The sequence below is a fragment of the Nocardia nepalensis genome (assembly GCF_048910785.1).
GTDB lineage: Bacteria > Actinomycetota > Actinomycetes > Mycobacteriales > Mycobacteriaceae > Nocardia > Nocardia nepalensis.
Genome location: NZ_JBKBET010000038.1, coordinates 456,314 through 479,075, shown reverse-complemented (window position 1 = coordinate 479,075; position 22,762 = coordinate 456,314). Strand labels below are relative to the sequence as shown.

General features: G+C 66.8%; 21 protein-coding genes and 1 riboswitch. Of the genes, 10 read left to right on the top strand and 11 right to left on the bottom strand.

Annotated elements, in window-relative coordinates; all coding sequences use genetic code 11:
• The first annotated feature begins 170 nt into the window (after positions 1-170).
• The gene (locus ACHQ4I_RS36805) at positions 171-1,568 is read left to right on the top strand and encodes an FAD-binding oxidoreductase (RefSeq protein WP_420776503.1); all 1,398 of its coding nucleotides are present in this window, start codon (positions 171-173) and stop codon (positions 1,566-1,568) included.
• Positions 1,569-1,641: 73 nt separating this feature from the next.
• Here ACHQ4I_RS36805 and ACHQ4I_RS36800 read toward each other — a convergent pair whose 3' ends face one another.
• On the bottom strand, positions 1,642-2,697 hold the full coding sequence (locus ACHQ4I_RS36800) for an alpha/beta fold hydrolase (RefSeq protein ID WP_420776502.1): 1,056 nt from the start codon (positions 2,695-2,697) through the stop codon (positions 1,642-1,644).
• 436 nt (positions 2,698-3,133) lie between these two features.
• Here ACHQ4I_RS36800 and ACHQ4I_RS36795 point away from each other — a divergent pair, with 436 nt between their 5' ends.
• Both ACHQ4I_RS36795 and ACHQ4I_RS36790 read left to right on the top strand, forming a co-directional pair.
• Positions 3,134-3,619 (top strand): DUF2752 domain-containing protein, encoded by a 486-nt coding sequence (locus ACHQ4I_RS36795; protein ID WP_420776641.1) that lies wholly within the window; start codon positions 3,134-3,136, stop codon positions 3,617-3,619.
• A gap of 18 nt (positions 3,620-3,637) precedes the next feature.
• Entirely contained in the window at positions 3,638-3,826 is a 189-nt protein-coding gene (locus ACHQ4I_RS36790; RefSeq protein ID WP_420776501.1) for a hypothetical protein, read from the top strand.
• Between the two features lie 7 nt (positions 3,827-3,833).
• Here the strand turns inward: ACHQ4I_RS36790 and ACHQ4I_RS36785 are convergent, their stop codons facing one another.
• The 3 genes from ACHQ4I_RS36785 to ACHQ4I_RS36775 form a co-directional block, all read right to left on the bottom strand.
• Entirely contained in the window at positions 3,834-5,177 is a 1,344-nt protein-coding gene (locus ACHQ4I_RS36785) for a M1 family metallopeptidase (protein WP_420776500.1), read from the bottom strand.
• Positions 5,177-9,196, bottom strand: a complete 4,020-nt coding sequence (locus tag ACHQ4I_RS36780; protein WP_420776499.1) for a Pls/PosA family non-ribosomal peptide synthetase — start codon at positions 9,194-9,196, stop codon at positions 5,177-5,179. Before ACHQ4I_RS36780 ends, ACHQ4I_RS36785 begins: the two co-directional genes overlap by 1 nt.
• A 163-nt stretch (positions 9,197-9,359) precedes the next feature.
• Positions 9,360-9,782 (bottom strand): MarR family winged helix-turn-helix transcriptional regulator, encoded by a 423-nt coding sequence (locus ACHQ4I_RS36775; protein WP_420776498.1) that lies wholly within the window; start codon positions 9,780-9,782, stop codon positions 9,360-9,362.
• An 81-nt stretch (positions 9,783-9,863) separates the two neighbouring features.
• On the opposite strand from ACHQ4I_RS36775, the gene ACHQ4I_RS36770 reads away from it, so the two are divergent.
• Complete coding sequence (locus tag ACHQ4I_RS36770; RefSeq protein ID WP_420776497.1) at positions 9,864-11,288, top strand: MDR family MFS transporter; 1,425 nt, start codon at positions 9,864-9,866, stop codon at positions 11,286-11,288.
• A gap of 4 nt (positions 11,289-11,292) precedes the next feature.
• Here ACHQ4I_RS36770 and ACHQ4I_RS36765 read toward each other — a convergent pair whose 3' ends face one another.
• A complete protein-coding gene (locus ACHQ4I_RS36765; protein ID WP_420776496.1) occupies positions 11,293-11,928 on the bottom strand; it encodes a LysE family translocator in 636 nt (211 codons plus the stop codon).
• Positions 11,929-12,054: 126 nt separating this feature from the next.
• A riboswitch (SAM riboswitch) is annotated at positions 12,055-12,168 on the top strand.
• Positions 12,169-12,214: 46 nt separating this feature from the next.
• On the opposite strand from ACHQ4I_RS36765, the gene ACHQ4I_RS36760 reads away from it, so the two are divergent.
• Positions 12,215-13,537: an aminotransferase class V-fold PLP-dependent enzyme gene (locus ACHQ4I_RS36760; RefSeq protein ID WP_420776495.1), complete on the top strand. Its 1,323-nt coding sequence runs from the start codon at positions 12,215-12,217 to the stop codon at positions 13,535-13,537.
• Between the two features lie 233 nt (positions 13,538-13,770).
• Here the strand turns inward: ACHQ4I_RS36760 and ACHQ4I_RS36755 are convergent, their stop codons facing one another.
• The 3 genes from ACHQ4I_RS36755 to ACHQ4I_RS36745 form a co-directional block, all read right to left on the bottom strand.
• Positions 13,771-14,325 carry a flavin reductase family protein gene (locus tag ACHQ4I_RS36755; protein WP_420776494.1) on the bottom strand — a complete coding sequence of 185 codons (555 nt, stop codon included), beginning with the start codon at positions 14,323-14,325 and terminating at the stop codon, positions 13,771-13,773.
• 169 nt (positions 14,326-14,494) lie between these two features.
• Complete coding sequence (locus ACHQ4I_RS36750; RefSeq protein WP_420776493.1) at positions 14,495-14,968, bottom strand: YbaK/EbsC family protein; 474 nt, start codon at positions 14,966-14,968, stop codon at positions 14,495-14,497.
• 50 nt (positions 14,969-15,018) lie between these two features.
• Positions 15,019-15,333 (bottom strand): 2-oxo-4-hydroxy-4-carboxy-5-ureidoimidazoline decarboxylase, encoded by a 315-nt coding sequence (locus tag ACHQ4I_RS36745; protein ID WP_420776492.1) that lies wholly within the window; start codon positions 15,331-15,333, stop codon positions 15,019-15,021.
• 161 nt (positions 15,334-15,494) lie between these two features.
• Here ACHQ4I_RS36745 and ACHQ4I_RS36740 point away from each other — a divergent pair, with 161 nt between their 5' ends.
• The 3 genes from ACHQ4I_RS36740 (at position 15,495) to ACHQ4I_RS36730 (ending at position 18,708) form a co-directional block, all read left to right on the top strand.
• Positions 15,495-16,316 carry a crotonase/enoyl-CoA hydratase family protein gene (locus ACHQ4I_RS36740; RefSeq protein WP_420776491.1) on the top strand — a complete coding sequence of 274 codons (822 nt, stop codon included), beginning with the start codon at positions 15,495-15,497 and terminating at the stop codon, positions 16,314-16,316.
• 89 nt (positions 16,317-16,405) lie between these two features.
• Positions 16,406-16,912, top strand: a complete 507-nt coding sequence (locus ACHQ4I_RS36735; protein WP_420776490.1) for a MarR family winged helix-turn-helix transcriptional regulator — start codon at positions 16,406-16,408, stop codon at positions 16,910-16,912.
• Entirely contained in the window at positions 16,909-18,708 is a 1,800-nt protein-coding gene (locus ACHQ4I_RS36730) for an MDR family MFS transporter (protein ID WP_420776489.1), read from the top strand. Before ACHQ4I_RS36735 ends, ACHQ4I_RS36730 begins: the two co-directional genes overlap by 4 nt.
• Positions 18,709-19,065: 357 nt before the next feature.
• On the opposite strand, the gene ACHQ4I_RS36725 is transcribed toward ACHQ4I_RS36730, so the two are convergent.
• Complete coding sequence (locus ACHQ4I_RS36725) at positions 19,066-19,950, bottom strand: NmrA family NAD(P)-binding protein (RefSeq protein ID WP_420776488.1); 885 nt, start codon at positions 19,948-19,950, stop codon at positions 19,066-19,068.
• Positions 19,951-20,064: 114 nt separating this feature from the next.
• On the opposite strand from ACHQ4I_RS36725, the gene ACHQ4I_RS36720 reads away from it, so the two are divergent.
• Entirely contained in the window at positions 20,065-20,634 is a 570-nt protein-coding gene (locus ACHQ4I_RS36720) for a TetR/AcrR family transcriptional regulator (RefSeq protein WP_420776487.1), read from the top strand.
• Between the two features lie 196 nt (positions 20,635-20,830).
• A complete protein-coding gene (locus ACHQ4I_RS36715; RefSeq protein ID WP_420776486.1) occupies positions 20,831-21,286 on the top strand; it encodes a hypothetical protein in 456 nt (151 codons plus the stop codon).
• 18 nt (positions 21,287-21,304) lie between these two features.
• On the opposite strand, the gene ACHQ4I_RS36710 is transcribed toward ACHQ4I_RS36715, so the two are convergent.
• Positions 21,305-21,571, bottom strand: coding sequence for a hypothetical protein (locus tag ACHQ4I_RS36710; protein WP_420776485.1), 267 nt, complete (start codon positions 21,569-21,571; stop codon positions 21,305-21,307).
• Between the two features lie 258 nt (positions 21,572-21,829).
• A complete protein-coding gene (locus tag ACHQ4I_RS36705; RefSeq protein ID WP_420776484.1) occupies positions 21,830-22,633 on the bottom strand; it encodes an ESX secretion-associated protein EspG in 804 nt (267 codons plus the stop codon).
• Positions 22,634-22,762 lie beyond the last annotated feature (129 nt).

Below are 22,762 nucleotides of genomic sequence, written 5' to 3'. Positions count from 1 at the left end.
CGGATCCGGCACGCGGGCACTAAAGTGTTATGCGCGTCACATCGTCCGATGTGTGCGTGGCATTCGGATAGCACCACCTACGTGTCGGTGCCGCAGCAAGAGTCGGCGACGCGGACTGCGTGACCCGCTCTTCCACGAGTGGTCGGGGACCTGGTGGTTGGAGAAATGCCATGACCCAAACAATGAGTTTCGACTTCAGGGCACTGCGATCCGCGATGGCCGGGCCGGTATTCGGTCCCGACGACGCGGGTTATGACCATGCTCGGTCCATCTGGAACGGTGACATCGACAGGCGACCCGCGGTAATCGCCCAATGTCTGTCCCCCGAGGACGTGGCCGCGGCCCTGGCCTTCGCCAGGGAAAACGATCTCGAGGTATCTGTGCGCGGCGGCGCCCACGCCTACAGCGGCACGGCAGTCGGCGACGGCGGGATCATGATCAATCTCGCCGTGATGAACACCGTCGTGGTGGACCCGGTGGCCGAGCTCGTGCAGGTCGGCGGCGGGGCGACGCTGGCGGAGATGGATGCCGCGACCCAGGCGTATGGACTTGCGGTGCCCGGCGGGGTGATCAGCGATACCGGCGTCGGCGGCCTCACCCTCGGTGGCGGCATGGGATGGCTGACCCGCATAGCCGGACTGTCGATCGACAATCTCGTCTCGGCGCAGGTCGTACTCGCGGACGGCCGGATCGTGCGGGCGTCCGACAGCGAGAATCCGGACCTGTTCTGGGCGCTGCGTGGTGGTGGCGGCAACTTCGGCGTCGTCACCGAATTCGAGTATCGCGCGCAACGGATCGGACCCGAGGTGCACGTCGGGATCTTCTTCTGGCCGCTGACGGAGGGGGATGCCGCGCTACGCCTGTGCCGTTGGTACATCCCCACGATGCCGCGGCAGTCCGGAGTGCTGGTCGGTGTCGGGTTGTCCGCGCCGCCGGAGCCCTTCGTGCCGGAGCAATACCACTTCGTGCCGGGCTTCGCCCTGATTGTGGCCGGGTTCGGTACGGCCGAAGAACATGGCGAGATGGTGGCGCCGATCCGCGGTGCGCTCAAACCACTCTTCGAATTCATTACCCCGATGCCCTATACCGGATTGCAGTCGATGCTCGACGCGGCGGCGCCGTGGGGTATCCACGGATACGAAAAAGCGCTCGATCTCGACGACTTCTCCAACGAGGTGATCGCGGTGCTGACCGAGCAGGCCGGGAAGAAGGCATCGCCGCTGTCGTTCATGCCGATCTTCGTGCTAGATGGCGCCTTCACCGCCGTCGGCGAGGACGACACCGCGTTCGGCGGCGCGCGCTCCGCGCATTACGTGTGCAATATCGAAGCCGCCTGCCCCGACGCCGAGACATTGGCCGTCGACCGGGCGTGGGTGCGGTCGACCTGGGAAGCGCTGCGGCCCTTCGCTTCCAACCAGGGCGGATATGTCAATTTCATGTCGGACGCGGGCGAAGACCGGGTCCGCGCATCCTACGGACCCACCAAATACGCGAAACTGGCCGATATCAAGACCAAGTACGACCCCGCGAACATCTTCCACCGCAACGCCAATATCAAGCCGGGCTGATATCCCGGCAATGGTGTTCCAGGGAGTTCTTCTGGGGCCGGGCGCCGTTGACCAGCCCCAGAAGAATTCGGGGTCAGCCCGCGGCGGCCTTGCTGGGGTTGGCGCGCTCGGCTACCTCGGCGAGGAGAGTGTTGAAGCGGTCGGCGGCCTCGATATTGCCGAGGTGGCCGGTGGGCCAGACCTGGTAGTCGGCGAGGTGGCCCGCGTTGGTCAGTGCCGCGACGATCGGGCGGGACATGCGCTCGGGCAGCAGGTGGTCTTCGGCGCCCGCGATGACCGTGGTCGGAACCGTCAGGTGCTTGGCGGCATCGCCCAGGTCCAGGTCTGCGAGGGCGGCGGCGTGCAGGCCGCGGGTGAGCGGGCGACACGATCGGATGATGCCGAGCGAGAAGTCCACCTCGTCACGGGTGGCGGGCTTGGACATCACCCGGGCCTTGAAGACCGCGCTGACCGGCCAGCCGCCCGGCAGCGGAACCGGCGCGGTGAGTGCGGTTTCCGCGATGACGAGCGGGACCCGGACGCTGGCGCCGAGTACCTTCACCGTTCGCTTGGCCACCATGAGCGGCTTGTTGAGCAGCGGCAGCAGGTCGGTTTCGTAGCGGATATCGCTGGCGGCGGTGTTGGCCATGATGACGGCCGAGGCGCGCCGGGTGACCTGTTCCGGATACCGAGATGCCCATGCCTGCAGGGTGATCCCGCCCATGCTGTGACCGACGAGGACGGCGCGCTTGCCGAACGGGAGGGTGGCCTCGAGGACGGCCTCGAGGTCGTCGGCCAGGGTGTGCGCGCCGGGACCGGCGCTGCCGAGGGTGCTCTCGCCGTGGCCGCGCTGATCGTAGGCGAGGACGCGATAGCGGTCGGCGAAGGCGTTGATCTGCGGGTTCCAGTACTCGATGCAGCAGCTCCAGCCGTGGATCAAGACGATGATGTCGCCGTCGGCGGGACCATAGGCGTGGACCCTGAGCTTGGCCCCGTCCGCGGTGGTGACCGGGATGACCTCGGGCGCGGCGGCAGGGGAGTTGAGCGAGGCGGTCCGGTAGGTCCGAGACCGAAGTCCGGCACGGTACGCGGCGGTCAACGGTTCGTCTCCGCGCACGTCAGCCAGCGTCCTCATCGACTTGACCAGCATTTGAGCACTCCTTTGTGTCTGCCGCCACAGTACAGTGCAAGCAGAGTGCTTGCTGCTGCTAGCGCTCGGTGACGGAAATCCTGGCTCTATCGGATGGATACCCGAAAATAGGTCGGCCTATAGTGCCTTTTAGAAGAAACATCGCGCGCGAGTAGCTTCTTCCTGGATATCGCCCCAGGTCGACCCGCCCGTTACCGCACTCGGTGCCCCAATTCCCCTGGGCCAACCGCAATCCCATCCCGCACGTAACGAAACGGCCGCACCCTCATGCGGAGGGTGCGGCTGGGGGGCGAGGAAGTCGGCGATATCCGCGGGCATTACCAGGCAGACCTGGTCGCCCGGGTGGAAGTCGCCGGGGAAGTCGCGGCGGCTCGGAAGAGATGTCTCAGTTGTGGCGGCGGTGGGTCGGCCGCGGCTACCGTTGGTTCTTGTGGAGATGCGGCACGCGGTACCGGAACCGGTCGAGCACCTGGAGCCGGACTCGGCTGTGCACCCCGAACCAGCCGCCGAGGCGAGGCGCACCGGGCTGCGCGCCATGGGCTGGCCACTTCTCGCGGCGGGCGTCGGCGTCGGCGCCGCGGTCCTGCTGCATTTGCGCGATCCACACAACGAAGGCTCGTACGGAATCTGCCCGGTCTACGCACTGACGGGCTTCTACTGCCCCGGCTGCGGCGGCATGCGCGGTGTGCACAACCTGACCGACGGCCGGATCCTCGATGCGGTGCACAGCAATCTGCTCGTGCTGCCGCTGTTCCTGGCCTTCGCATTGTGGATCGGCGATTGGTCGCTCCGCGCCTGGCGCGGTGAGCGAATGCGACTGCCGAGGATCAACCACACCACGATGTGGGTGTTCTTCGCGCTGCTCATCGGCTATACGGTGCTGCGCAATACACCGTGGGGGACCTGGCTCACGCCGGTCTAGTCGGCAGGGGCTTCGATCATGAGTGATTCGCTGAAGGACCGGGTGCGGGCGAAGCTATTGCGTCAGCTCGCCGAGGACGGTGCCCTCGACCAGGAACAGGACGACCCCCGCCAGATCTCCGTCGAAGCCGATCTCGACGCCCTGAACAGCGTCCCGGACGACGATCCGCTGATCGAAGAATTGGCCGCGCGCTACCTGGTGTTCTGAGAGCGCGTCAAATGGCCTGCCCGCCGAAGGGCGGCAGCTGCGGCAGCGGTTCGGCGAGCAGCCAGGCATCCCAGAGCGGCCGCAGCGGCACCAGGCTGTAGTGGCCGGCCAGATCGGTGAATTCCTCGGTGCTGACCGACGCATGCCGATAGCGAATCGTCCACTCGCGCAGCAGATCCCAGAAGGCCAGTTCGCCGAGTTCCAGGCGCAGCGCGTGCAGCGTCAGGGCGCCGCGTTTGTACACCCGATCGTCGAACATGCGCTGCGGGCCGGGATCGCCGATCACGATGTTCTGCGGTTCCCTGGACAGGTTGTGCCGGGCGGCGCGAGCCAGCTGGTCGGCGGTGGGCCCGCCCGCGGCCTCCGACCAGATCCATTCGGCGTAACAGGCGAAGCCTTCGTGCAGCCAGATATCGCGCCATTGCCGGATGGTCAGGCTGTTGCCGAACCACTGGTGCGCTAGTTCATGTGCGACGAGGCGTTCCGCGCCGCGGCGGCCGTCGCAGTGGTTGGCGCCGAAGACCGAGATGCCCTGGGCCTCGATCGGGATTTCCAGTTCGTCGTCGGTGATGACGACGGTGTACCCGTCGAAGGGATACGGGCCGAACTTCTCGATGAACAGCTCCATCATCTGCGGCTGGCGTTCGAAGTCGTGCTCGAAGTCGGCGCGCAGCCGGGCCGGGACGACGGCCTGCATCGGCACCGAGCCGCGTGCGCCAGCGATGCGGTGCTTCTGGTAGTGCCCGATCTGGATGGTGGCCAGATAGCTCGACATCGGTTCGGGCTGTTCATAGATCCAGGTGGTCTGGCTCGCCTTGGTCTGCTTGCGGACCAGGGTGCCATTGGCCAGCGCGTAGTACGGGGTGTCGGTGGTGATCGAAATCCGGTAGCTGGCTTTGGAACTCGGGTGATCGTCACAGGGGAACCAGGATGCGGCGCCGTTGGGCTGGCTGGCGACCAGGGCGCCCTCGGTCAGCTCCTCCCAGCCGACCTCGCCCCACGGGCCGCGCACCGGCTTCGGCACGCCCGCGTACTGGACGACCAGTGCGAGCACCCCGCCCGCCGGAATCCGGTGCTGTGGCGTGATCACGAGCTTGCCGTGCTGGTGGATGTACTTCGCGGCCTTGGTGCCGTTGACGAAGACCTTGGCGACGGTGAGCGCCTGCGACAGGTCCAGCGCGAAACGATCCCGCACGGCGGTGGTCACCGCGGTGATCGCAGCCCGGCCTGCCAGGCGGTTGCTGGTGACCTTGTAGGTGAGCTCCAGTTCGTACCGCGATACCCGGTAGCCCCGATTTCCGTTCTGCGGTAGGTATTCGTCGATGGGCGCTTCGTAGAACTTGCCCGGCATCAGTTGGCCGCTCCGGCCTCGCTGAGTCTCGGTGCCGCACTCGACCAGGGCGCGATCGGATTTCCCCACCAGCGGGTGGACGGCGGCACGGTGTCACCGCGCATGACCAGCGACGCGGGACCTATGGTCGCGCCGGCGCCGATGCTGGCGGCGGGCAGGGCGACGCAATGCGGTCCGAGGGTGGCGCCGGCGCCGAGGGTGACGGTGTCCATGGCCATGATTCGATCGTGGAAGAGGTGGGTCTGCACCACACAGCCGCGTTCCACGGTCGCGCCGTCACCGAGTGTCACCAGGTCCGCCTCCGGTAGCCAATAGGACTCGCACCATACCCCGCGGCCGATCTTCGCGCCGAGTCCACGAAGCCACAGGTTCAGCACCGGGGTGCCGGTCGCGGCGCGGGCGAACCACGGCGCGGCAACGGTTTCGACGAAGCTGTCGGCAACCTCGTTGCGCCACACGAACGAACTCCACAGCGGATGCTCCTCGGCGCCGATTCGCCCGACCAGCAACCACTTCGCGATGACCGAGCTGATGCCGGCGATCGCACCGGCGGCCATCAGCACCAAACCACAGAGCAGTGCGGCGACCAGGTAGCCCGCCGATGCCGCGATCCAGGCCAGCGTGAACAGCACGCCGAGGCCGATCGCGAAGGTCACCAATACCGGTATCAGCCGGCAGGTTTCGACGATGCCGCGGAATATCTCGAGCCGTAGCGGCGGGTCGAAGGTGCGTTCGGTATCGCCGGTCTCGGAGGCGCGGCGCAGCCGGACCGGAGGGCTGCCCAGCCAGGACGAACCCGCCTTCGCCTTGGACGGTGCGGCCGAAAGCACCGCCACCAGACCATTTTTCGGCACCCGGCGACCGGGCGCGGTCATTCCGGAGTTGCCCAGGAACGCGCGCTTGCCGACCTTCGCCTCGCCGATGCGCAGCCAGCCGCCGCCGAGTTCGTAGCTGGCGATCATGGTGTCGTCGGCGAGGAACGCGCCGTCGGCGACGGTGGTGAATTTCGGCAGCAACAGCACCGTGGAGGCCTCGACGCGCTTGCCGACCTTCGCGCCGAGCAGCCGCAGCCACAGTGGGGTCAGCAGGCTGGCGTAGAGCGGGAACAGGAAGGTGCGCGCCGAGTCCAGCAGGCGCTCGGTGGACCACGCCTGCCAGCCGACCCGGCTGCGGACGGGGTGGTGGCCCTCGGTGAGTCCGATGCTGAGCAGTCGAACCGCGAGCACCGTCGTCACGGCGTATACGGTCAGGCTGAGCAGGGTGGCGACGGGCAGGATCGCGAAGCCGCGGCCGAGCGCGCCCGCGAGGGTGCGGGCGTCGCGGATGAACCAGGCGATGAACGCGCCGCCCGTGGCCAGGCCGAGAATGGGCATGGCCGCCAACGCCATCGAGGTCACGCCGAAGATCGCCACCCAGTGCGCGGCCCGCGCGGGGGTGTGATCGGGCCAACGGTGTTGTGCCTTACCGACCTTCGCCGCTGGCGAGCCCGCCCACTCCTGTTCGGCCTTGACCTTGCCCGCTACCGAGGAGCCGGGCGCGACCTCGGCATTTTTGCCGATCTTGCTGCCGGGCAACAGGATCGACCGCGCCCCGATCACGGCGCCGGGGCCGATGGTGATCGGCCCGATGTGCACGACATCACCGTCGATCCAGTAACCCGAGAGGTCGACCTCCGGTTCCACGCTGCAGCCGTCGCCGAGTTCGAGCATGCCGGTGACCGGCGGCAGCGTGTGCAGATCGATGCCGGTGCCGATTTTCGCGCCGAGCGCCCGCGCGAACGGCACCATCCACGGTGCGCCGGAAAGGCTTTCGGCGCCGCTGGCCTCGGACAACCGGACCGCCGCCCACAGCCGCAGGTGCACCGAGCCACCGCGCGGGTAGCTGCCGGGCGCGATGCCGCGCAACAGCACACGCGCACCCGTCGCGCAGATCGCCATGCGACCGGGCGGGGAGATGAACAGCAGGAAGGCGGCCAGGGTCCACCACCACGACAGATGCGGCAGCCATGGCAGCGAGCCGGACCAGCCGGCGATATTCCCGACGATGGCCAGCCAGGTGAGCCACTGCATTCCGGTGAGGGTGGTCAGCGGAATGGTGGCGAGTACCTGCGCCCATTGGGCGCCGAGCGGGGTGGGGCGCACGATCCGGGTTCGGACCGCCTCCTCCGGTGCGGTCTCGTCCAGTAGCTCGGCGAGTGCGCCCAGGCGGGGATGGTCGTAGAGGTCGGCGACGGCGATGCGCGGATAGCGTTCACGCAGGGCGGTGACCAGTTGGGCGGCCGCGAGCGAACCGCCGCCGAGGTCGAAGAAGTCGATGTCCGGACCGGTGACCTGCGCGCCGAGGATCGAATCCCACAGTCCGGCGATCCATTGCTCGGTCTCGGTGAGATCGGGGCGCGGGCCGTCGGCGTCGTTGGGCAGCGGCCACGGCAGCGCGTCGCGGTCGACCTTGCCCGAGGTGCGGGTGGGCAGGTCGGGGACGATGGCGAGCCTGGGGACCAGTGGGGCCGGAAGTTGTTCCGCGAGTAGGGCTCTGGCGGCGGACAGGTCGAAATCCGGTGCGGTACCGGTGAGATAGCCGACCAGGATCTTATTGCCCGCCCTGGTGGATCGGATGGCGGACGCGGCGCCGGTCACGCCGGGTAGGTGTTGCAGCGCGCTATCGATCTCGCCGAGTTCGATGCGGCGGCCGCCGAGTTTGATCTGGTCATCGGCGCGGCCGAGGAAGACCAGACCGGCGCTGTCATTGCGGACCAGATCGCCGCTGCGGTAGGCGCGTTCCCAGCCGAGTGACGGTAGGGGAGCGTACTTTTCGGCGTCCTTGGCCGGATCGAGGTAGCGGGCCAGGCCGACACCGCCGATCACGAGTTCGCCGGATTCGCCCTCGCCCACCGGATTACCGGCGGCATCGATCACGGTCAGATCCCAGCCGTCCAGCGGGAGTCCGATCCGGACCGGGAAACCGCCGTCGAGCCGCGCCGCGCAGGCGACAACGGTGGCTTCGGTGGGGCCGTAGGTATTCCACACCTCGCGATCCGAATCGGCGTGGGGCCCAATGCGATCGGCTTCCTCGTCCGGGTCCGTCGCGCGCCCCACGGGCCGTCCGGCGAGGCGTTCGGCGAGTTCGGGCGGCACCGCCTCCCCGCCGAAGATCAGTAGTCGGACCGAGTCGAGCGCCTCGGCGGGCCAGGTCGCGGCCAGCGTGGGAACCGTTGAGACGATGCTGATTTCGCGACGGACCAGCCAGGGCCCGAGATCCGCGCCGGTGCGGACCAGGGCGCGGGGCGCGGGCACCAGGCAGGCGCCATTGCGCCAGGCCAGCCACATCTCCTCGCAGGAGGCGTCGAAGGCGACCGAGAGTCCGGCCAGGACACGGTCGCCGGGGCCGATCGGGGCGTCCTGGAGGAATAGGCGCGCTTCGGCATCGACGAATGCTGCGGCGTTGCTGTGGGAGACCGCGACACCCTTCGGGGTTCCGGTTGATCCGGAGGTGAAGATGATCCACGCGCCGTCATCGGGGGTGGGTCGAATGGTCGATTCGGCGGAGGTATCGCGGACCCGATCGGATCGCTCGGCGGCGGCCAACGTCGGCTCGATGCCAGCGGCCGTCGCGATCGCGGTGACCCCGGCCTCGCCGAAGACCAGTCGGGCGCGCTCCTCCGGATCGTCGGCGTCCACCGGGACGTACGCCGCACCGGCGAAGAGGATGGCCAGGATGGTGACGTAAAGCTCATATGTGCCGGAGGGCATGCGGACCCCGACCCGGTCGCCGGGATGAACGCCTGCCGCCGTCAATCGGACGACACCTTCGTCGATCTCGGCCAGCAAGTCCGTATAGCTGAGCACTACGCGGCCGTCATCGATCGCGGGTGCCTCGGGGTGGGCCTGCGCGGTGCTGTTCAGAATGTCGACAAGGGTCCTGACCTGCGGTGCGAGTGCGGCGCGAAGTAAGGGATGGGGCGTGGGGAGTCCGGTCGCCGGGTCCTCGCCCGCCGCGGTGTCGACCTGCGGCTGCAGCATTACGTCCTGCCCACCTCTCATAGACCTGCCTAGCGCTTCCCGAGTTGTTGTTTCACAAGAGGGTTACCAGTGGGCAAACACCACGGTGACCAACTGTCCACGGTACCTGCGGTATCGGCTGACTGTCGTCGACCGAACCGGGTGGTCGGTTGGCGCGGTGGGCTCAGAGATCTTCGCCGAGCGCCTTCAGGGCGAGGCGGTGCAGGGTGCGCCGCTCCTCGTCATCGAGCCGGTACAGCACCCGCTCGGCGGCCTGTTCGATGAGTTCATCGGTCTTGCGGCGCTCGGCCCGTCCGGCCTGCGTGATGGAAAGCCGGTACTTGCGCCGGTCCACCGAATCGCGGGTGCGGATCACGAACCCGGCCGCCTCCAGGCCGTCGATCAGCCGGACCACCTCGCTGCGATCGATGCCGAGCGCGGTGGAGACCTGCTGCTGGGACAGGTCGTCGAACTCCTCCAGGCAGACCAGCACCCAATGTTCGCGCAGTGACGTGCCCATTTCGGCGTGCACGGCCTTGTGCAGCTTGCCGAGCGCGTAGGTCGGGAAGCGCAGCAGGCCGCGGGGATGGATGTAGTCGGCGGGCATTGGGCAATTGTATCTATTGTTGAGCAACAAGATTGTTGATAACCTCCGCAATCTAGGTTGTCTACGAATAGCGGAGGATCCATGTCGGATACTCGAACGGCCGTCGCCGCTGCCGCACCCGCACTCGAACCGATCCCCGCTCGGGTCTGGCGGGTCGCCGGTGTGGTGGTTTTCGGCGCCGTGATGAGCATGTTGGATACGTCACTGGTCAATATCGGGCTGAACACCATCGCCACGGATCTCGGTGCGGCACTGGATAGTGCGCAGTGGATCGCGAGCGGATATCTGCTGGCACTCGCCGTGACGCTGCCGCTGTGCGGTTGGCTCGGACGCCGGTTCGGGATGGACCGGGTCTGGTTGAGTGCGCTCGCCGGGTTCACCGTGACCTCGGGGTTGTGTGCGCTGGCGCCGAATATCGGCTGGCTCATCGGATTGCGGATCGCGCAGGGGCTGGCCGCGGGTTTGCTGGTGCCCGCGGGGCAGACGCTGATCGGTCAGGTCGCCGGTCCGCATCGGCTGGGCCGGGTGATGAGCGTGGTGGGGATCGCGGTGGTCGCCGCACCCGCGATCGGGCCGACCATCGGCGGCGTCATGCTCGCGAACCTGGACTGGGAGTGGCTGTTCCTGATCAATATCCCGTTCGGGCTGGTGGCATTCGTGCTGGCACGGCGGGTGCTGCCGCGTTCGGCGACGAGCGATACCGGAGGCCGATTCGATGCCACCGGATTCGCGTCGATCGCGATAGGTCTGTCGGCACTGGTCTACGGGCTGGGTGAATTCGGCAGTCGCGGTAGCGTTTCCGCGCCGACGGTGTGGATGTCGGTGGTGGTCGGCGTGCTGGCACTCGGTCTGTTCGTGGCCCGGTCGGTGCGCGGGCGCGGTGCGAGTCTGCTCGATGTTGGACTGTTCCGGCATCCGGTGTTCGCGACGGCGAATGTGGCGAACTTCTTCGCCGGTGCCTCGATGTTCGGGGCAATGCTGGTGCTGCCCTTGTACTTTCAGGTCCTGCACGGCGACGGACTGGTAGCGACGGGGTTGCTGCTGATGTCGTTCGGGCTCGGCGGCATCATCGCGATGCCGATCGGCGGACGGTTGACCGATCGGTACGGCGGCGGTGTGGTCGCGGTGGTGGGCAGTGCGGTCACCGTCGCCGTCTCGGTGCCGTTCGCGCTCGGTGATGCCTCGATGAATCCTGTTGTGATACAGGCGCTCTTGCTGATTCGCGGCATGGCGACCGGGCTGACCGGGATGCCGATCGTGGCCGCGGCCTATGCGTCGGTGCGGCCCGAGCAAATTCCGGATGCGGCGTCGTTCGTCAATATCCTGCAGCGGGTCGGTGGATCGATCGGGGCGGCGTTGCTGGCGGTGGTGTTGTATCGCGCGGCCGATGCCGGATTGCCGGTGGATGCCGGGTTCCGGCAGGCGTTCTGGTGGCTAACCGCCGCTGCCGTTGTCTCGCTGATCGCATCGGTGCTGCTGTGGCGCAAGGAGAATCGGCCGACGTAACGGATTACGCGGCCGAGGCTGCGGTGCCGATGCCGAGTGCGGCGAGGATAGCCGCGCTGATCTGCTCGAGCCGATCGCGGACCCGGGGGCGGCGCAGCATGGCGACCGCCCGGGCGGCCAGCAGAGCGAGCAGGATCATCTCCACGGCGGCGACGGTGCATTCGATTGCGCCGAGCGCGAGGGTGTTCACGAAGGTGACATCGGTGAGGAATTGCGGCAGCACCGCCAGGTAGAACAGCCCGACCTTCGGGTTGAACATGCACGACACCAGGCCCGCGGCGAACGCCGAGCGAATCGATATCGCCTCGCCCGGGCTCGGCTGCCCGGACGCCTGAGCGGTGCCGGCCGGGCGCTGTTTGCGGTGCGCGAGCAGCGCCCGAATTCCCAAGTACACCAAGTAGATTCCGCCGATGACCTTGAGCGTCCGGTAGGCCGTCGCGGACTGTTCCAGCAGCGCGGCGACCCCGGCCGCGACCACCACCGCCCAGACGATGCCACCTAGCGCCGAGCCGACCGCCGCGGCGATGCCGGGGCGTGCGTCCACGATCGAGAAGCGCAGCACCAGAAACGAATCCGGGCCGGGCGTGATCGACAGCAGAATGCACAGGCCGATAAAGCTGAGCAGCAGGGAAAGCGTCACCTCTCGATGAGACCGCATATCACCCAGTGCTGCAAGGTTATTTATTCGAGTGCATGTGTATGCGACCGGTCGTGGGCCGGAAACGGCGGTTGACAGAGCGGTGCGGCATCTGTCAGTCTCGGTTCAGGTCATGAGCACCAGCGTCAAGCCCCGGCTAGCTGGTCGGCAACCCTCCTCCGCGGTGGGGTGCTCCGGGTGACGACCGGGCCGCAGCCCGACCGGGTGCGGCAAGCGCGGACTCGGACAATCACCTGATGACGAGTCCCATAGCCGATGGGATTTTGTGATGACTGCTGTTCTCGAACCGACCTGTGCCCCCCTCGCCCGGGTCTCCGGCGGCGACCTCCAGGTGCCGCTGGTCCAGGGCGGGACGACCACCTACGCGAACTTCGACTATGCCGCGAGCGCACCGGCATTGGCCGAGGTCACCGACCGGGTGCAGCAGCTGTTGCCGTTCTATGCGAGCGTGCACCGCGGTGCGGGTTACGCCTCGCGCATCTCCACCGAGTGCTACGAGGCGGCCCGCGGTTCGGTCACGCGCTTCCTCGATACCGCCGACGACCAGGTCGTGGTGTTCACCCGCAACACCACCGATTCGCTGAACCTGCTCGCCGCCTGCGTCCCCGGTGACACCGTGGTGCTGGATACCGAGCATCACGCGAATTTCCTGCCCTGGACCAGGCGCGGCCGCCGCGTGGTCGAGGCCGCCGCGACCGTTGAGGAGACCATCCGTCAGCTCATCGCCGAACTGTGCAGTAAGCCCGCCGCGCTGCTCGCGGTCACCGGCGCCTCCAATGTGACCGGTGAGGTGCTGCCGCTCGAGCGCCTGGCCACCATCGCGCACCAGTGCGGCGCCCGCATTCTGGTCGATGCCGCGCAACTGGCGCCGCATCGTCGAATCAGCCTGCGCGACACCGGCGTCGACTACCTCGCATTCTCGGGCCACAAGCTCTACGCACCGTTCGGCGCGGGAGTGCTTGTCGGACGCCGGGATTGGCTCGATGCCGCCGAACCGTATCTGGCGGGCGGCGGTGCGGTCCGTGAGGTCAGCACCACCCGCGCGGAATGGGCGCCCGCGCCACATCGTCATGAGGCCGGGTCGCCGAACGTCCTGGGTGCGGCCGCGCTCGCCGCCGCATGCAACGCGCTGTGTGCGATCGATCCCGAAACCCTTGCCGCCCACGAACATCTGCTCGCCGATCGCCTGCGCGCTGGCCTGTCCGACATTCCTGGCGTCAATCTGCTGCGCATCTGGGACGACAGCCCGGACACCGTCGGCATCGTTGCCTTCACCCTGGACGGTTTCGTCCCCGGCCACGTCGCGGCCTACCTCTCCGCCGAACACGGCATCGGCGTCCGCGACGGCCGTTTCTGCGCCCATCCGCTGCTCGAGCGCCTCGGCCTCGACGGCGCTCTGCGTGCCAGCATCGGCCTCGGCACCAGTTCCGCCGATGTGGACCGGCTCGTCGAGGCCATCGCTACCCTCGTCGCCAAGGGTGCGAGCTGGAATTACGCCTGCACCGAAGGCCTCTGGAACCCGTCCCCCGAGACCCGCCCTTTCATCAGCCCCAACTCCGCCGACGGCGCCGCGCCCTGCTCGATCGGCTGATCGCATTCGACCGCTCGGTCACAGCCGCCGCGCGGCATCGGGCTGACGGCCCACCGCTGCGGGAACATCGCGTAATGGGTCGCATAGCCCAGTGGAGGCCGGGACCGTAGCTGCCGTTCCGCTTCCGCCGGAGCGCAGCCTTGCAGGCCATGCCCGATCTCGGACGCCGCTGACCGATAGCCATGGCTCGAGTGCGGTAGTCCGATGCTGAAAGGCTTTGGTGGGCCAGGAGTTCAGTCTTCGAGTGAGGTCGGGCGGTAGTAGCGGCCGCGGTAGTAGAGCAGCGGCGCGGCGCTTGGTTGCTCGTCGGTATTGTCGTGGACCCGGGTGACCAGGCCGACGACGAAGGTGTGATCACCGATGGGGATCCGCTGTTGGATCGTGGCGCGGATCCAGATGGGGGTGCCGTGCAGGACGGGCTCGCCGGTGTCCAAGGTGGTCCACAGGGAGCGATCGGTGAAGCGTTGGTCGGCGGTGCGGGCGAAGCGCTTGGCCAGATCGTGCTGGTGTTCGCCGAGGAAATGGACCACCACGGAATCGGCCGCCCGCAGTGCCGTCAGGCTCGACGACGTGTGGGCGATATTGAAGGAGACCAGGGGCGGCTCCAGGGACAGTGATGCGAAGGAGGTCGCGGTGAAGCCGACCGGACCGTTCGCGGAGCCCAGCGTGACAACGGTGACGCCCGCCGGATAGTGCCGCATGGAGGAGCGATACAGCTCGGCGGTGATACCACTCAGATCATCGGGAATCTGGATGTCCGTGTCGGCGGGGGGTTGAGCCTCGGTCACAGCTCCGCCTCGCTAGCGTTCGGCTCGGCTGCGACCGTTGGTGCTGTACTGATGCTTCCCTCGCTCACATGACGAAACTACGCCGGGTTTGTCGGCAATGGACCGTCGCGCGGTTGTTGGATTGATCTCCATTTCGTGGTCCGCGCTGCTCGCCGGGCGGGTGCGGAATTCAATCCACGTCGATCGGAAGTCCGGCGGTAATGCGCACTAGTTCGCGAAACGAGGTGCGGAACAGGGTATTCGGAACGCCGCCCGCGGCCCAGACCTCTCGGTGCGCGGACAGCGCATTGTCCACCCAGGTCGGCAGGTTGGTGGGGTGGCCGACCGGTGCGATGCCGCCGATGGGCTGACCGGTCACCTGCTGCACCATTTCGGCCGGGGCGCGGGTGAGGGTGCCCTCCAGCCGTTCGCCGGTGTGCGCCAGATCCACCTGATGCGCGCCGGAGACCAGCAGCAGCACCGGATCCTCGTCGAGCAGGAACACCAGTGATTTCGTGATGGCGCCCACATCGACGCCGAGTGCCCGTGCGGCATCGGCGGCGGTGGGCGTGGGAGCGGGCTGAGTGACGATGACACCGTGGTGGCCGCGCGCGATCAGGGTATCGGCGACCCGGCATGCGACTGGTGGAAGCGACCTGCGCATGGAACCAGAGTAGAGGGATTGCGGGCCGTACGCCGGTCGAATTTCATCGGTCAGTATTCGGGATATCCCTCGGTGGGCCCGAGCATCTGGTCGATCCGATCGCGCACGATCCGCGCCAGCTCGGTCACGCTGCGCTGTGTGACCCGTTCGTGCACAACGGAATCGAAGGCGCGATCGAGATCGGATCGGGAGAGTGCGAGCAACCCGAGATCCGCCTTGGCCAGCAGCGCATCTCGATTCGGATAGGGGCGGGCATCGGCGAGCGTGGCCGCCCAGGTGACATTGCAGCAGACTTCGAACAGCGCATGCACGGCACGGTCGCGAGTCATGGCATTGAAGCGGTCCAGCCCTATTCCTTGATGCATCAACATAATGGTCTCCGAGCCGATGATGCGGGTTTGCTGACTCGACCATGATGTGGTCGACGCCGACGTCGGAACCAGTGGGTGGCGGCAATTTTGCACAGCATTTACACGTGGCGCTGACTGGTCGACTGGCCTGCTCACACCTGCTTTACGCTGAACGAATGACTGATTGGCAGGCCTTCACCGTTGAAACCAAGGACCACATCGCGCAGGTCACCCTGACCGGCCCCGGCAAGGGCAATGCCATGGGTCCGGACTTCTGGCGGGAGCTGCCGGAGATCTTCCGCGAGCTGGACGCCGATGCCGAGGTTCGTGCCATTGTGCTCACCGGTTCCGGAAAACATTTCTCCTACGGACTCGACCTGCCCGCCATGGCGGGCATGTTCGGTCCGCTGCTGGCGGATAAGGCGCTGGCCGCCCCGCGCACCGACTTCCTCTACGAGGTGCGCAGGATGCAGGCCGCGGTGACCGCGGTGGCCGATTGCCGCAAGCCGGTCATCGCCGCGATCTCCGGCTGGTGCATCGGCGGCGGGCTGGATCTGATCGCCGCCGCCGATATCCGCTACGCGAGCGCGGACGCGAAGTTCAGCCTGCGCGAGGCGAAGGTCGCGATCGTCGCCGATATCGGGTCGCTGCACCGGCTGCCCGGCATCATCGGCGAGGGCCATCTGCGCGAACTCACCTACACCGGTAAGGACATCGACGCGGCGCGTGCCGAGAAGATCGGCCTGGTCAACGACGTCTTCGCCGATCAGGAGGCGGTACTGGACGCGGCGCACGCGACCGCCCGCGAGATCGCCGCGAATCCGCCGCTGGTGGTGCAGGGCGCGAAGGATGTGCTCGAGCAGCGCACCAAGGATCAGGTGGCCGCCGGACTGCGCTACGTCTCGGCGTGGAACTCCGCATTCCTGCCGTCCGAGGACCTGACCGAGGCTATCCAGTCGGTATTCGAGAAGCGAGCCCCGGAGTTCAAGGGCCGGTAAAGAACGCTTAATCGCTTGCCCTAGCCGTTGGCTTGGCTACATACTTGTATCACGCAACTAATTGATTGACGCAAGTAAAGGTGAGTCCAGTGGATGAGGACGAGCGATCGGTCGACACGATCGCGATTCAGCTCACCCGGCTGCAGCGGATCCGCGATCGCACCGCCGGGCAGCTGCGGACCAAGGAGGGTGTGGATCCCGCGGCCTTCGCGATCTTGTTCCGGCTGCTGTGTGATGGGCCGATGCGCGCAGGCGCACTCGCTGACGCGGTGCATTCGGATGCCTCGACGATCAGTCGGCACATCGCCCATCTGGTCGACCGGCAACTTGTCGAGCGGCAGGCCGATCGCAACGACGGCCGCGCCACCGTGCTGGTCGTCACCGAGCTCGGTCGCGAGGTCGCCGAGCGGATACGCAGGCGCAGGCACGAGAACCTGACCCGGGTGATGGCGGCCTGGACGCCGCAGGACCGGGCCACGTTCGCCGGGCTGCTCCAACAGTTCGTCGACGACTACGAGCAGGCCAAGCCCGCCATGCTCGCGGCCATTCGTGAGGACCAGAACCTGTACAGACTCGAGACGGAGAACAATTCGTGAGCGCAACGGCCACCGTGGAGGAATCCACGGGTTTCACCCACAGGCAGATCCTGACCATCCTCAGTGGTCTGATGCTCGGCATGCTGCTCGCGGCGCTGGACCAGACGATTGTCTCCACCGCGATCCGCACCATCGCCGACGATCTCAACGGCTATTCGATGCAGGCCTGGGCGACGACCGCCTACCTGATCACCGCGACGCTCGCGACCCCGTTGTACGGCAAATTGTCCGATATGTTCGGCCGCAAGCCGTTCTTCATGGCGGCGATCTCGATCTTCGTGGCCGGTTCGCTGATGTGCACGATGGCGCAGTCGATGTACCAGCTCGCGGCGTTCCGCGCGTTCCAGGGACTCGGCGCGGGCGGCTTGATGTCGCTGGCGCTGACCATCCTCGGCGATATCGTCGGCCCGCGCGAACGCGCCAAGTACCAGGGCTACTTCCTCGCGGTGTTCGGCACTTCCAGCGTGATCGGCCCGGTGCTCGGCGGTGTGCTCGCCGGACAGGACACCATCCTCGGGGTCACCGGCTGGCGCTGGGTCTTCCTGGTCAACGTGCCGGTGGGCCTGATTGCGCTCGCGGTCGTCTCCAAGGTGCTCAAGCTGCCGAAGCGGCCGAAATCCACCGACCGGGTGGACTGGTGGGGCGTGCTGGTACTGGCCATCGGAATGGTGCCGCTGCTCATCGTCGCCGAGCAGGGACGCGAATGGGGTTGGGGCAGTGGACGGTCCATTCTCTGTTATGTGATCGGCGTGGTCGGCGTCATCGGATTCGTGCTGATCGAGAAGGCCATGCGGGATAAGGCGCTGATTCCGCTGCGGATGTTCACGAACGGGACCTTCGCACTCGGCGTGGTCATTTCGTTCGTGGTCGGCGCCGCGATGTTCGGCGGTATTTCGCTGCTGCCGCAGTACCTGCAGGTGGTGCGCGGGGCCAGCCCGACGCTGGCGGGTCTGCAGATGTTGCCGATGGTGCTCGGTCTGATGTCCGGCTCGGTCGTGTCCGGCCAGCTGATCTCGCGGACCGGGCGTTACCGGATCTTCCCGCTCATCGGCGCGTCCATGCTGACGCTCGGCCTGTTCCTGTTGCATTTCCTGAATGCCGACAGCCCGCTGTGGGTTGCCATGATCTTCATGGTGTGCACCGGATTCGGGCTCGGCAATCTGATGCAGCCGCTCACCCTGGCGCTGCAGAATGCGTTGCCGCCCAAGGATATGGGTGTCTCCACCGCCGCGGCGTCGTTCTTCCGGCAGATCGGCGGCACGCTGGGTGTCGCGGTATTCCTGTCGATTCTGTTCGCGCAGCTGACGCCGAATATCTCGACCGAGATGAAGTCGGCGGCCACCGATCCGGCCTTCCAACACGCGGTGGTCGAGGGTGTGCACAGCAGCAATCCCGCCGACGCCGCCCTCGCGAAAGGTCTACTCGCGCAGGACACCTCGGCGGCCGGCGGAGTGTTGAAGGACAGTTCGATCGTGCAGCAGCTGAATCCGGAGCTGGCGCGGCCGTTCAAGGTCGGATTCGCCGAATCGATGTCGACGGTATTCCTGTCGGTGACCGGTGTCGCGCTGCTCGCGCTGATCCTGGTGCTGTTCTGGAAGGAAGTGCCGCTGCGGATGGTCAGCGGTATCGAGGCGGCCAAGGGTGATGCGGCGACCAATGGATCCGATGTGCTCGAGCGCACCGGTTTGCTGACCGCGGGCGGTGAAACCTTGAATCCGTCCGAGGACAAGGTGGATGCCCTGGCTTCGACCAACGGCGTCGGACCGAAATCCACGGGTGCCGCTGGTTCGGTGTGAGTCCGGACGACTGCGCCCAGTGCCGCTCGGTGCTGGGCGCAGTCGTGCTCCCAGAGCGCTTCCGGCTTGTGGATGGCCCCTCTCGCGGGCACTGTGGCACCCAGCGGAGAACTCTCCCTGCCCAGTTCGGCACGAGCCACCGCAACCAGGTGGGGCGACTATCGCTGTGCGCGACTACTTCCGTTATCCAGCCTTCCGCGGCGGACAACCAACTGTCGACCTGTTCCACCGCAGTGGGATCGACCTCGATCCACGGCCCCGCGACTCCGCCCATTCCGAGGATGGACTCGCGTGCGCCACGAAGGATTTGCGCCCGCCGTCGCGTGGTGTTTGCCCTGTCGTCAGGGCTCGGCAGGTTCAGGCCGCTCGGGCGGCATACCGTTGTGCGCCTTCGCGTTCCAGCCACGTGGTGAAATCCATGAGGTCCGGGTGGCGTTCGCGCAGTGTCGGGATATCGGCAGACCAGCCGCGGTAGTTGGCGAATTCATAGCCGGCAAGTGCGTCAGGATCCTTGTTCGACAACGCTTCTCGTGGAATCGCACGGTATTCGATGGGCTGCCCGAGCGCCCGGCTCATGGCTGCCGCGATTTCGGTCATGGTCAGCTCGTCGCCGGCCAGTTCCACTGCGGCACCGAGGTATTCCTCGGGATGGGCGAATGCCTGTGCGGCGAAGACGCCGATATCGGTGCCCGCGATCAACTGCACAGGAACGTCCGGGCGGATGACATCGGTCAGCACGCTGTCACGGAGGCCGAAGCGCGGGTCGGTCTGGTTCTCCATGAAGCGCACCGGGCGCAGCACGGTGGTCGGCAGGTCCAGCCGCGCCGCGTACACCTCCAACTCCGCCTTGCTCTGCCAACGCCGAATCCCATGGTCGGCGTCCGCGGCACCAACCGAGGCGTAGACGAAATGGGCAACGCCCGCTCCCGCGGCCGCGTCGGCGACGTTGCGACCCAGCCTCAATTCTTCGTCGATGGTGAACCCGGGTGGCGTACCCGGATAACCCGCGGTCGGTTGCACGCTGAACACTCCGTGCGCGCCCGCCATCGCCGCGTCCAGCGCGGCGCGGTCACGCATATCGCCGGACACTAGTTCCGCACCCGCTTCGGCCAGTGCCAGAGCATTCGCCGTGTCCGGGTCGCGCACCAGGGCCCGTACCCGCCAGCCTGTGGCCAGCAGTGCCCGAGTCGCCGCACCGCCCTGAGTGCCTGTCGCTCCCGTCACCAACACGATGTCCGCCATCGCATCCTCCTCGAAAAACACTGTGCGCTTTCGCTTCGAACTAACCGGGGAGCTTCCCCGGTTAGTTGCGGCTACAATACGGGGACTCTCCCCGTTTTTGCAATCCGGAGCGTCATGACACCAACACCGAGCAGGCCGATGCGCGCCGACGCGCTGCGCAACTACGAGCGGCTCATTACCGTCGCCACGGAGGTCTTCGCCGAACACGGTCCGCAGGCGCCGTTGGACGACATCGCGCGGGCCGCAGGCGTCGGCAATGCCACGCTCTACCGCCACTTCCCGACCAGACAGGCACTGTTGGAGGCTGTGCACCGCGACCACATCGAGGCGCTGGCCCGCCATGCCGACGAATTGGCCACGACCCGCGCACCCGCCGAGGCGCTCATGTCATGGCTGGAGACCGTTGTGGCGCAAGGCAGTGCCACCCGCGGCCTGGCTGCCTCGCTGCTGGCCGTGATCGGGACGCCGGCCGAGTCCTGGTGCCGCGAAACGATATTCGACGCAGCGACCACCCTATTGAGGCGTGCTCAGGAAGCGGGCGAGATCCGCTCCGACCTGACCGCACCACAGCTGCTGAAACTGGTCAACGCGATAGCCATCGCAACCGAACAAGACTCGGACCGAGACCGGCAAGCCCACACGCTGCTCGGACTCCTCCGCGATGGCCTCCGCATCCAGCCGTGACACCGCAAGTCCGCTGCCCGTTCCGGGACGGGATCGGCGTGCCTTTCAACGCTCCCAGATCCTTTGGCTGGGCAAGCACGAGAGTTCGGTAGTGCCCGGTCAGCTCCGGTGCGACTCGCGATGAGGGCGCGCGAGGAAGCCAACGGGCGTCCCATCGTTGGGTAGGCCGATGTCCCTGTGCCAATAGGATTTCGCCGTGAGCGCTATCTACCGGACCGAGGATTGGCCCCGCGACTCGGCGCGACTGGCCGATCGGCTGGTGGCCGAGCTGCCGTCGGATTTGAGATTGGATTTCACCGGCTCGTCGCTGGAACGGCTCGAGGCCGAGCTACTGCGACGATTCTCCGATCCTGCCCAGCTGACCGCCGCCGAAGCACGGCCTTTCTACGAAAGTGTGTGCGCGTACATCGGCGAGGTGATGGTCCGCCACGGCGGATCATGGGGATGGTCCACGAAGTGGGACGACACCGATCCACCGATAGTCATGCCGAACGAAGACTTCGATCTCGAACCCCTGTCGACCTGGGAGGTCGCGATCCGAGCAATCCGAGACCGCACCGGCAAAGAGCTCATCACCGTCTGGAAACTGTGGGACGACGCCGAAGGCGACCAAATAGACCGGGCGATCGAAGAGGCCGAGGACGCCGAGTAGGACCAGCTGGACATGTGATCACGTGGAATCTGTGGCGGCATCGCCCGAGAAGCCTCCGCCACCATTGCCACCTGATCTTGATCGGACCCCGGATGCTTGCACCGCACCGGGCCGAACCGCTAGATCGACGCTAGGCGAGCCGACGCCCCATGTTGCGACGACCTGCGAATACGGCACCTGCGCCAGGTACTCGGAGGCGCCGGTGGCACCCGACGACAGCAGCTTGGTGGCGACGCTGGTTTCGCGGTCGGTCAGCATCCGCGGCTGAATCGGTGTGCTACTCATCGGGCCTTGGTTCTCGCGCTACGTCATGGAATGTATGCGGTACCGATTTTGAAGCCGCCGTCGATCGTGCGCTCATCGGTCAGATGGACGAGCACCCGTGGGCATCCAGCTGGCGGCCAGGGTCCCAGGCCCGGGTCGACCGTAGTCATATGGTGGTGCGCCGTGGTCTGTTCGGCAGCCGTAGGACTACGTTCGGCGGGCAGCTGGATCTGGTGGTGCGCAACATGTTTGGATGTGGTGGGGGGTGCTGGGGTGGGGTTAGTGGCGGGTGCGGAGGTATTCGGCGTGTTCGCGGTCTTCTTGGTGGTAGCGCTGGGTGAGGGTGGTTAGGCGGTGGATTTCGGTGGACATGGCTTGGGGGGTTAGGGGTTTGGCGATTATGGGGTCGCCGGTTCTTACGTAGTAGCGGCCGTCGGGGTAGTCCATCCACCAGAAGCCGCGGGCGGGGGTGGGGCGGGCGTCCAGGGCGGGGCCGGGGCAGATGGATATTTCGCCGAAGGCGGTGCGGGGGCGTTGGAAGATGCGGTCGAGTTGGTCGATGGGGCCGAGGTCGTGGGCGCGACGGATGTGGCGGTCGCGGTCGGCGGTGATTTCCGCGCGGCGGATCTCCAGCGGTGGGTGGGTGCCGGGGCCGCTCGAGGGGAGTGCGGTCACCGCGTGCCGGGCGACTTGCTCTGCGGCGCAATAGGTCAGGAGGACGTCGCCGCCGGTGTCCGGATCCGGGCCGGGGAGCTGGTGCAGGGCGGCACCGGCCTGGGCGCGGACCGCGCCGTGGAATCGGTAGCTGTGCGATAGGTCGACGCCGCCGAAACCCTTCGACTCGATGCGGACGTCGGGCTCGAGCAGTACCTCGATGGCGCGTTCGAGTTCGGGCGAATACTTGGCGAGCAGGGAAGTGACCGCGGCCTCACGGTGGCGCTTCAGCTCATCGAAGTCGGCGATTTCGGTGCGGTGGTGCAGCGGATAGGGCAGGCGGTCGCGACCGTATGCGGCCCAAAGCATTTCGAACTCCAGCCCGCTGAGCCTGAGCCTACCCACCCCATCGCCTCTGCCGACTGCCATCCCACTGTCCTTACCCACTCCGCTGCCTGCACTGGTCGCGATTCTCTTGTGCTACTGACTCCGTCGCCTGCGCCGATTGCGATTCTCATGTGCTACCGACTCGTCGCCTGTGCTGGTTGCGATCCTGTT

Coding starts and splice junctions, on each gene's coding strand:
- ACHQ4I_RS36740 (WP_420776491.1), top strand. CDS start 15,495: ATGACTGATTGGCAGGCCTTCACCGTTGAAACCAAGGACCACATCGCG.
- ACHQ4I_RS36795 (WP_420776641.1), top strand. CDS start 3,134: ATGCGGCACGCGGTACCGGAACCGGTCGAGCACCTGGAGCCGGACTCG.
- ACHQ4I_RS36785 (WP_420776500.1), bottom strand. CDS start 5,177: ATGCCGGGCAAGTTCTACGAAGCGCCCATCGACGAATACCTACCGCAG.
- ACHQ4I_RS36745 (WP_420776492.1), bottom strand. CDS start 15,333: ATGCATCAAGGAATAGGGCTGGACCGCTTCAATGCCATGACTCGCGAC.
- ACHQ4I_RS36725 (WP_420776488.1), bottom strand. CDS start 19,950: ATGGCGGACATCGTGTTGGTGACGGGAGCGACAGGCACTCAGGGCGGT.
- ACHQ4I_RS36780 (WP_420776499.1), bottom strand. CDS start 9,196: ATGCTGCAGCCGCAGGTCGACACCGCGGCGGGCGAGGACCCGGCGACC.
- ACHQ4I_RS36800 (WP_420776502.1), bottom strand. CDS start 2,697: ATGCTGGTCAAGTCGATGAGGACGCTGGCTGACGTGCGCGGAGACGAA.
- ACHQ4I_RS36805 (WP_420776503.1), top strand. CDS start 171: ATGACCCAAACAATGAGTTTCGACTTCAGGGCACTGCGATCCGCGATG.
- ACHQ4I_RS36710 (WP_420776485.1), bottom strand. CDS start 21,571: ATGAGTAGCACACCGATTCAGCCGCGGATGCTGACCGACCGCGAAACC.
- ACHQ4I_RS36770 (WP_420776497.1), top strand. CDS start 9,864: ATGTCGGATACTCGAACGGCCGTCGCCGCTGCCGCACCCGCACTCGAA.
- ACHQ4I_RS36775 (WP_420776498.1), bottom strand. CDS start 9,782: ATGCCCGCCGACTACATCCATCCCCGCGGCCTGCTGCGCTTCCCGACC.
- ACHQ4I_RS36705 (WP_420776484.1), bottom strand. CDS start 22,633: ATGGCAGTCGGCAGAGGCGATGGGGTGGGTAGGCTCAGGCTCAGCGGG.
- ACHQ4I_RS36750 (WP_420776493.1), bottom strand. CDS start 14,968: ATGCGCAGGTCGCTTCCACCAGTCGCATGCCGGGTCGCCGATACCCTG.
- ACHQ4I_RS36760 (WP_420776495.1), top strand. CDS start 12,215: ATGACTGCTGTTCTCGAACCGACCTGTGCCCCCCTCGCCCGGGTCTCC.
- ACHQ4I_RS36790 (WP_420776501.1), top strand. CDS start 3,638: ATGAGTGATTCGCTGAAGGACCGGGTGCGGGCGAAGCTATTGCGTCAG.
- ACHQ4I_RS36720 (WP_420776487.1), top strand. CDS start 20,065: ATGACACCAACACCGAGCAGGCCGATGCGCGCCGACGCGCTGCGCAAC.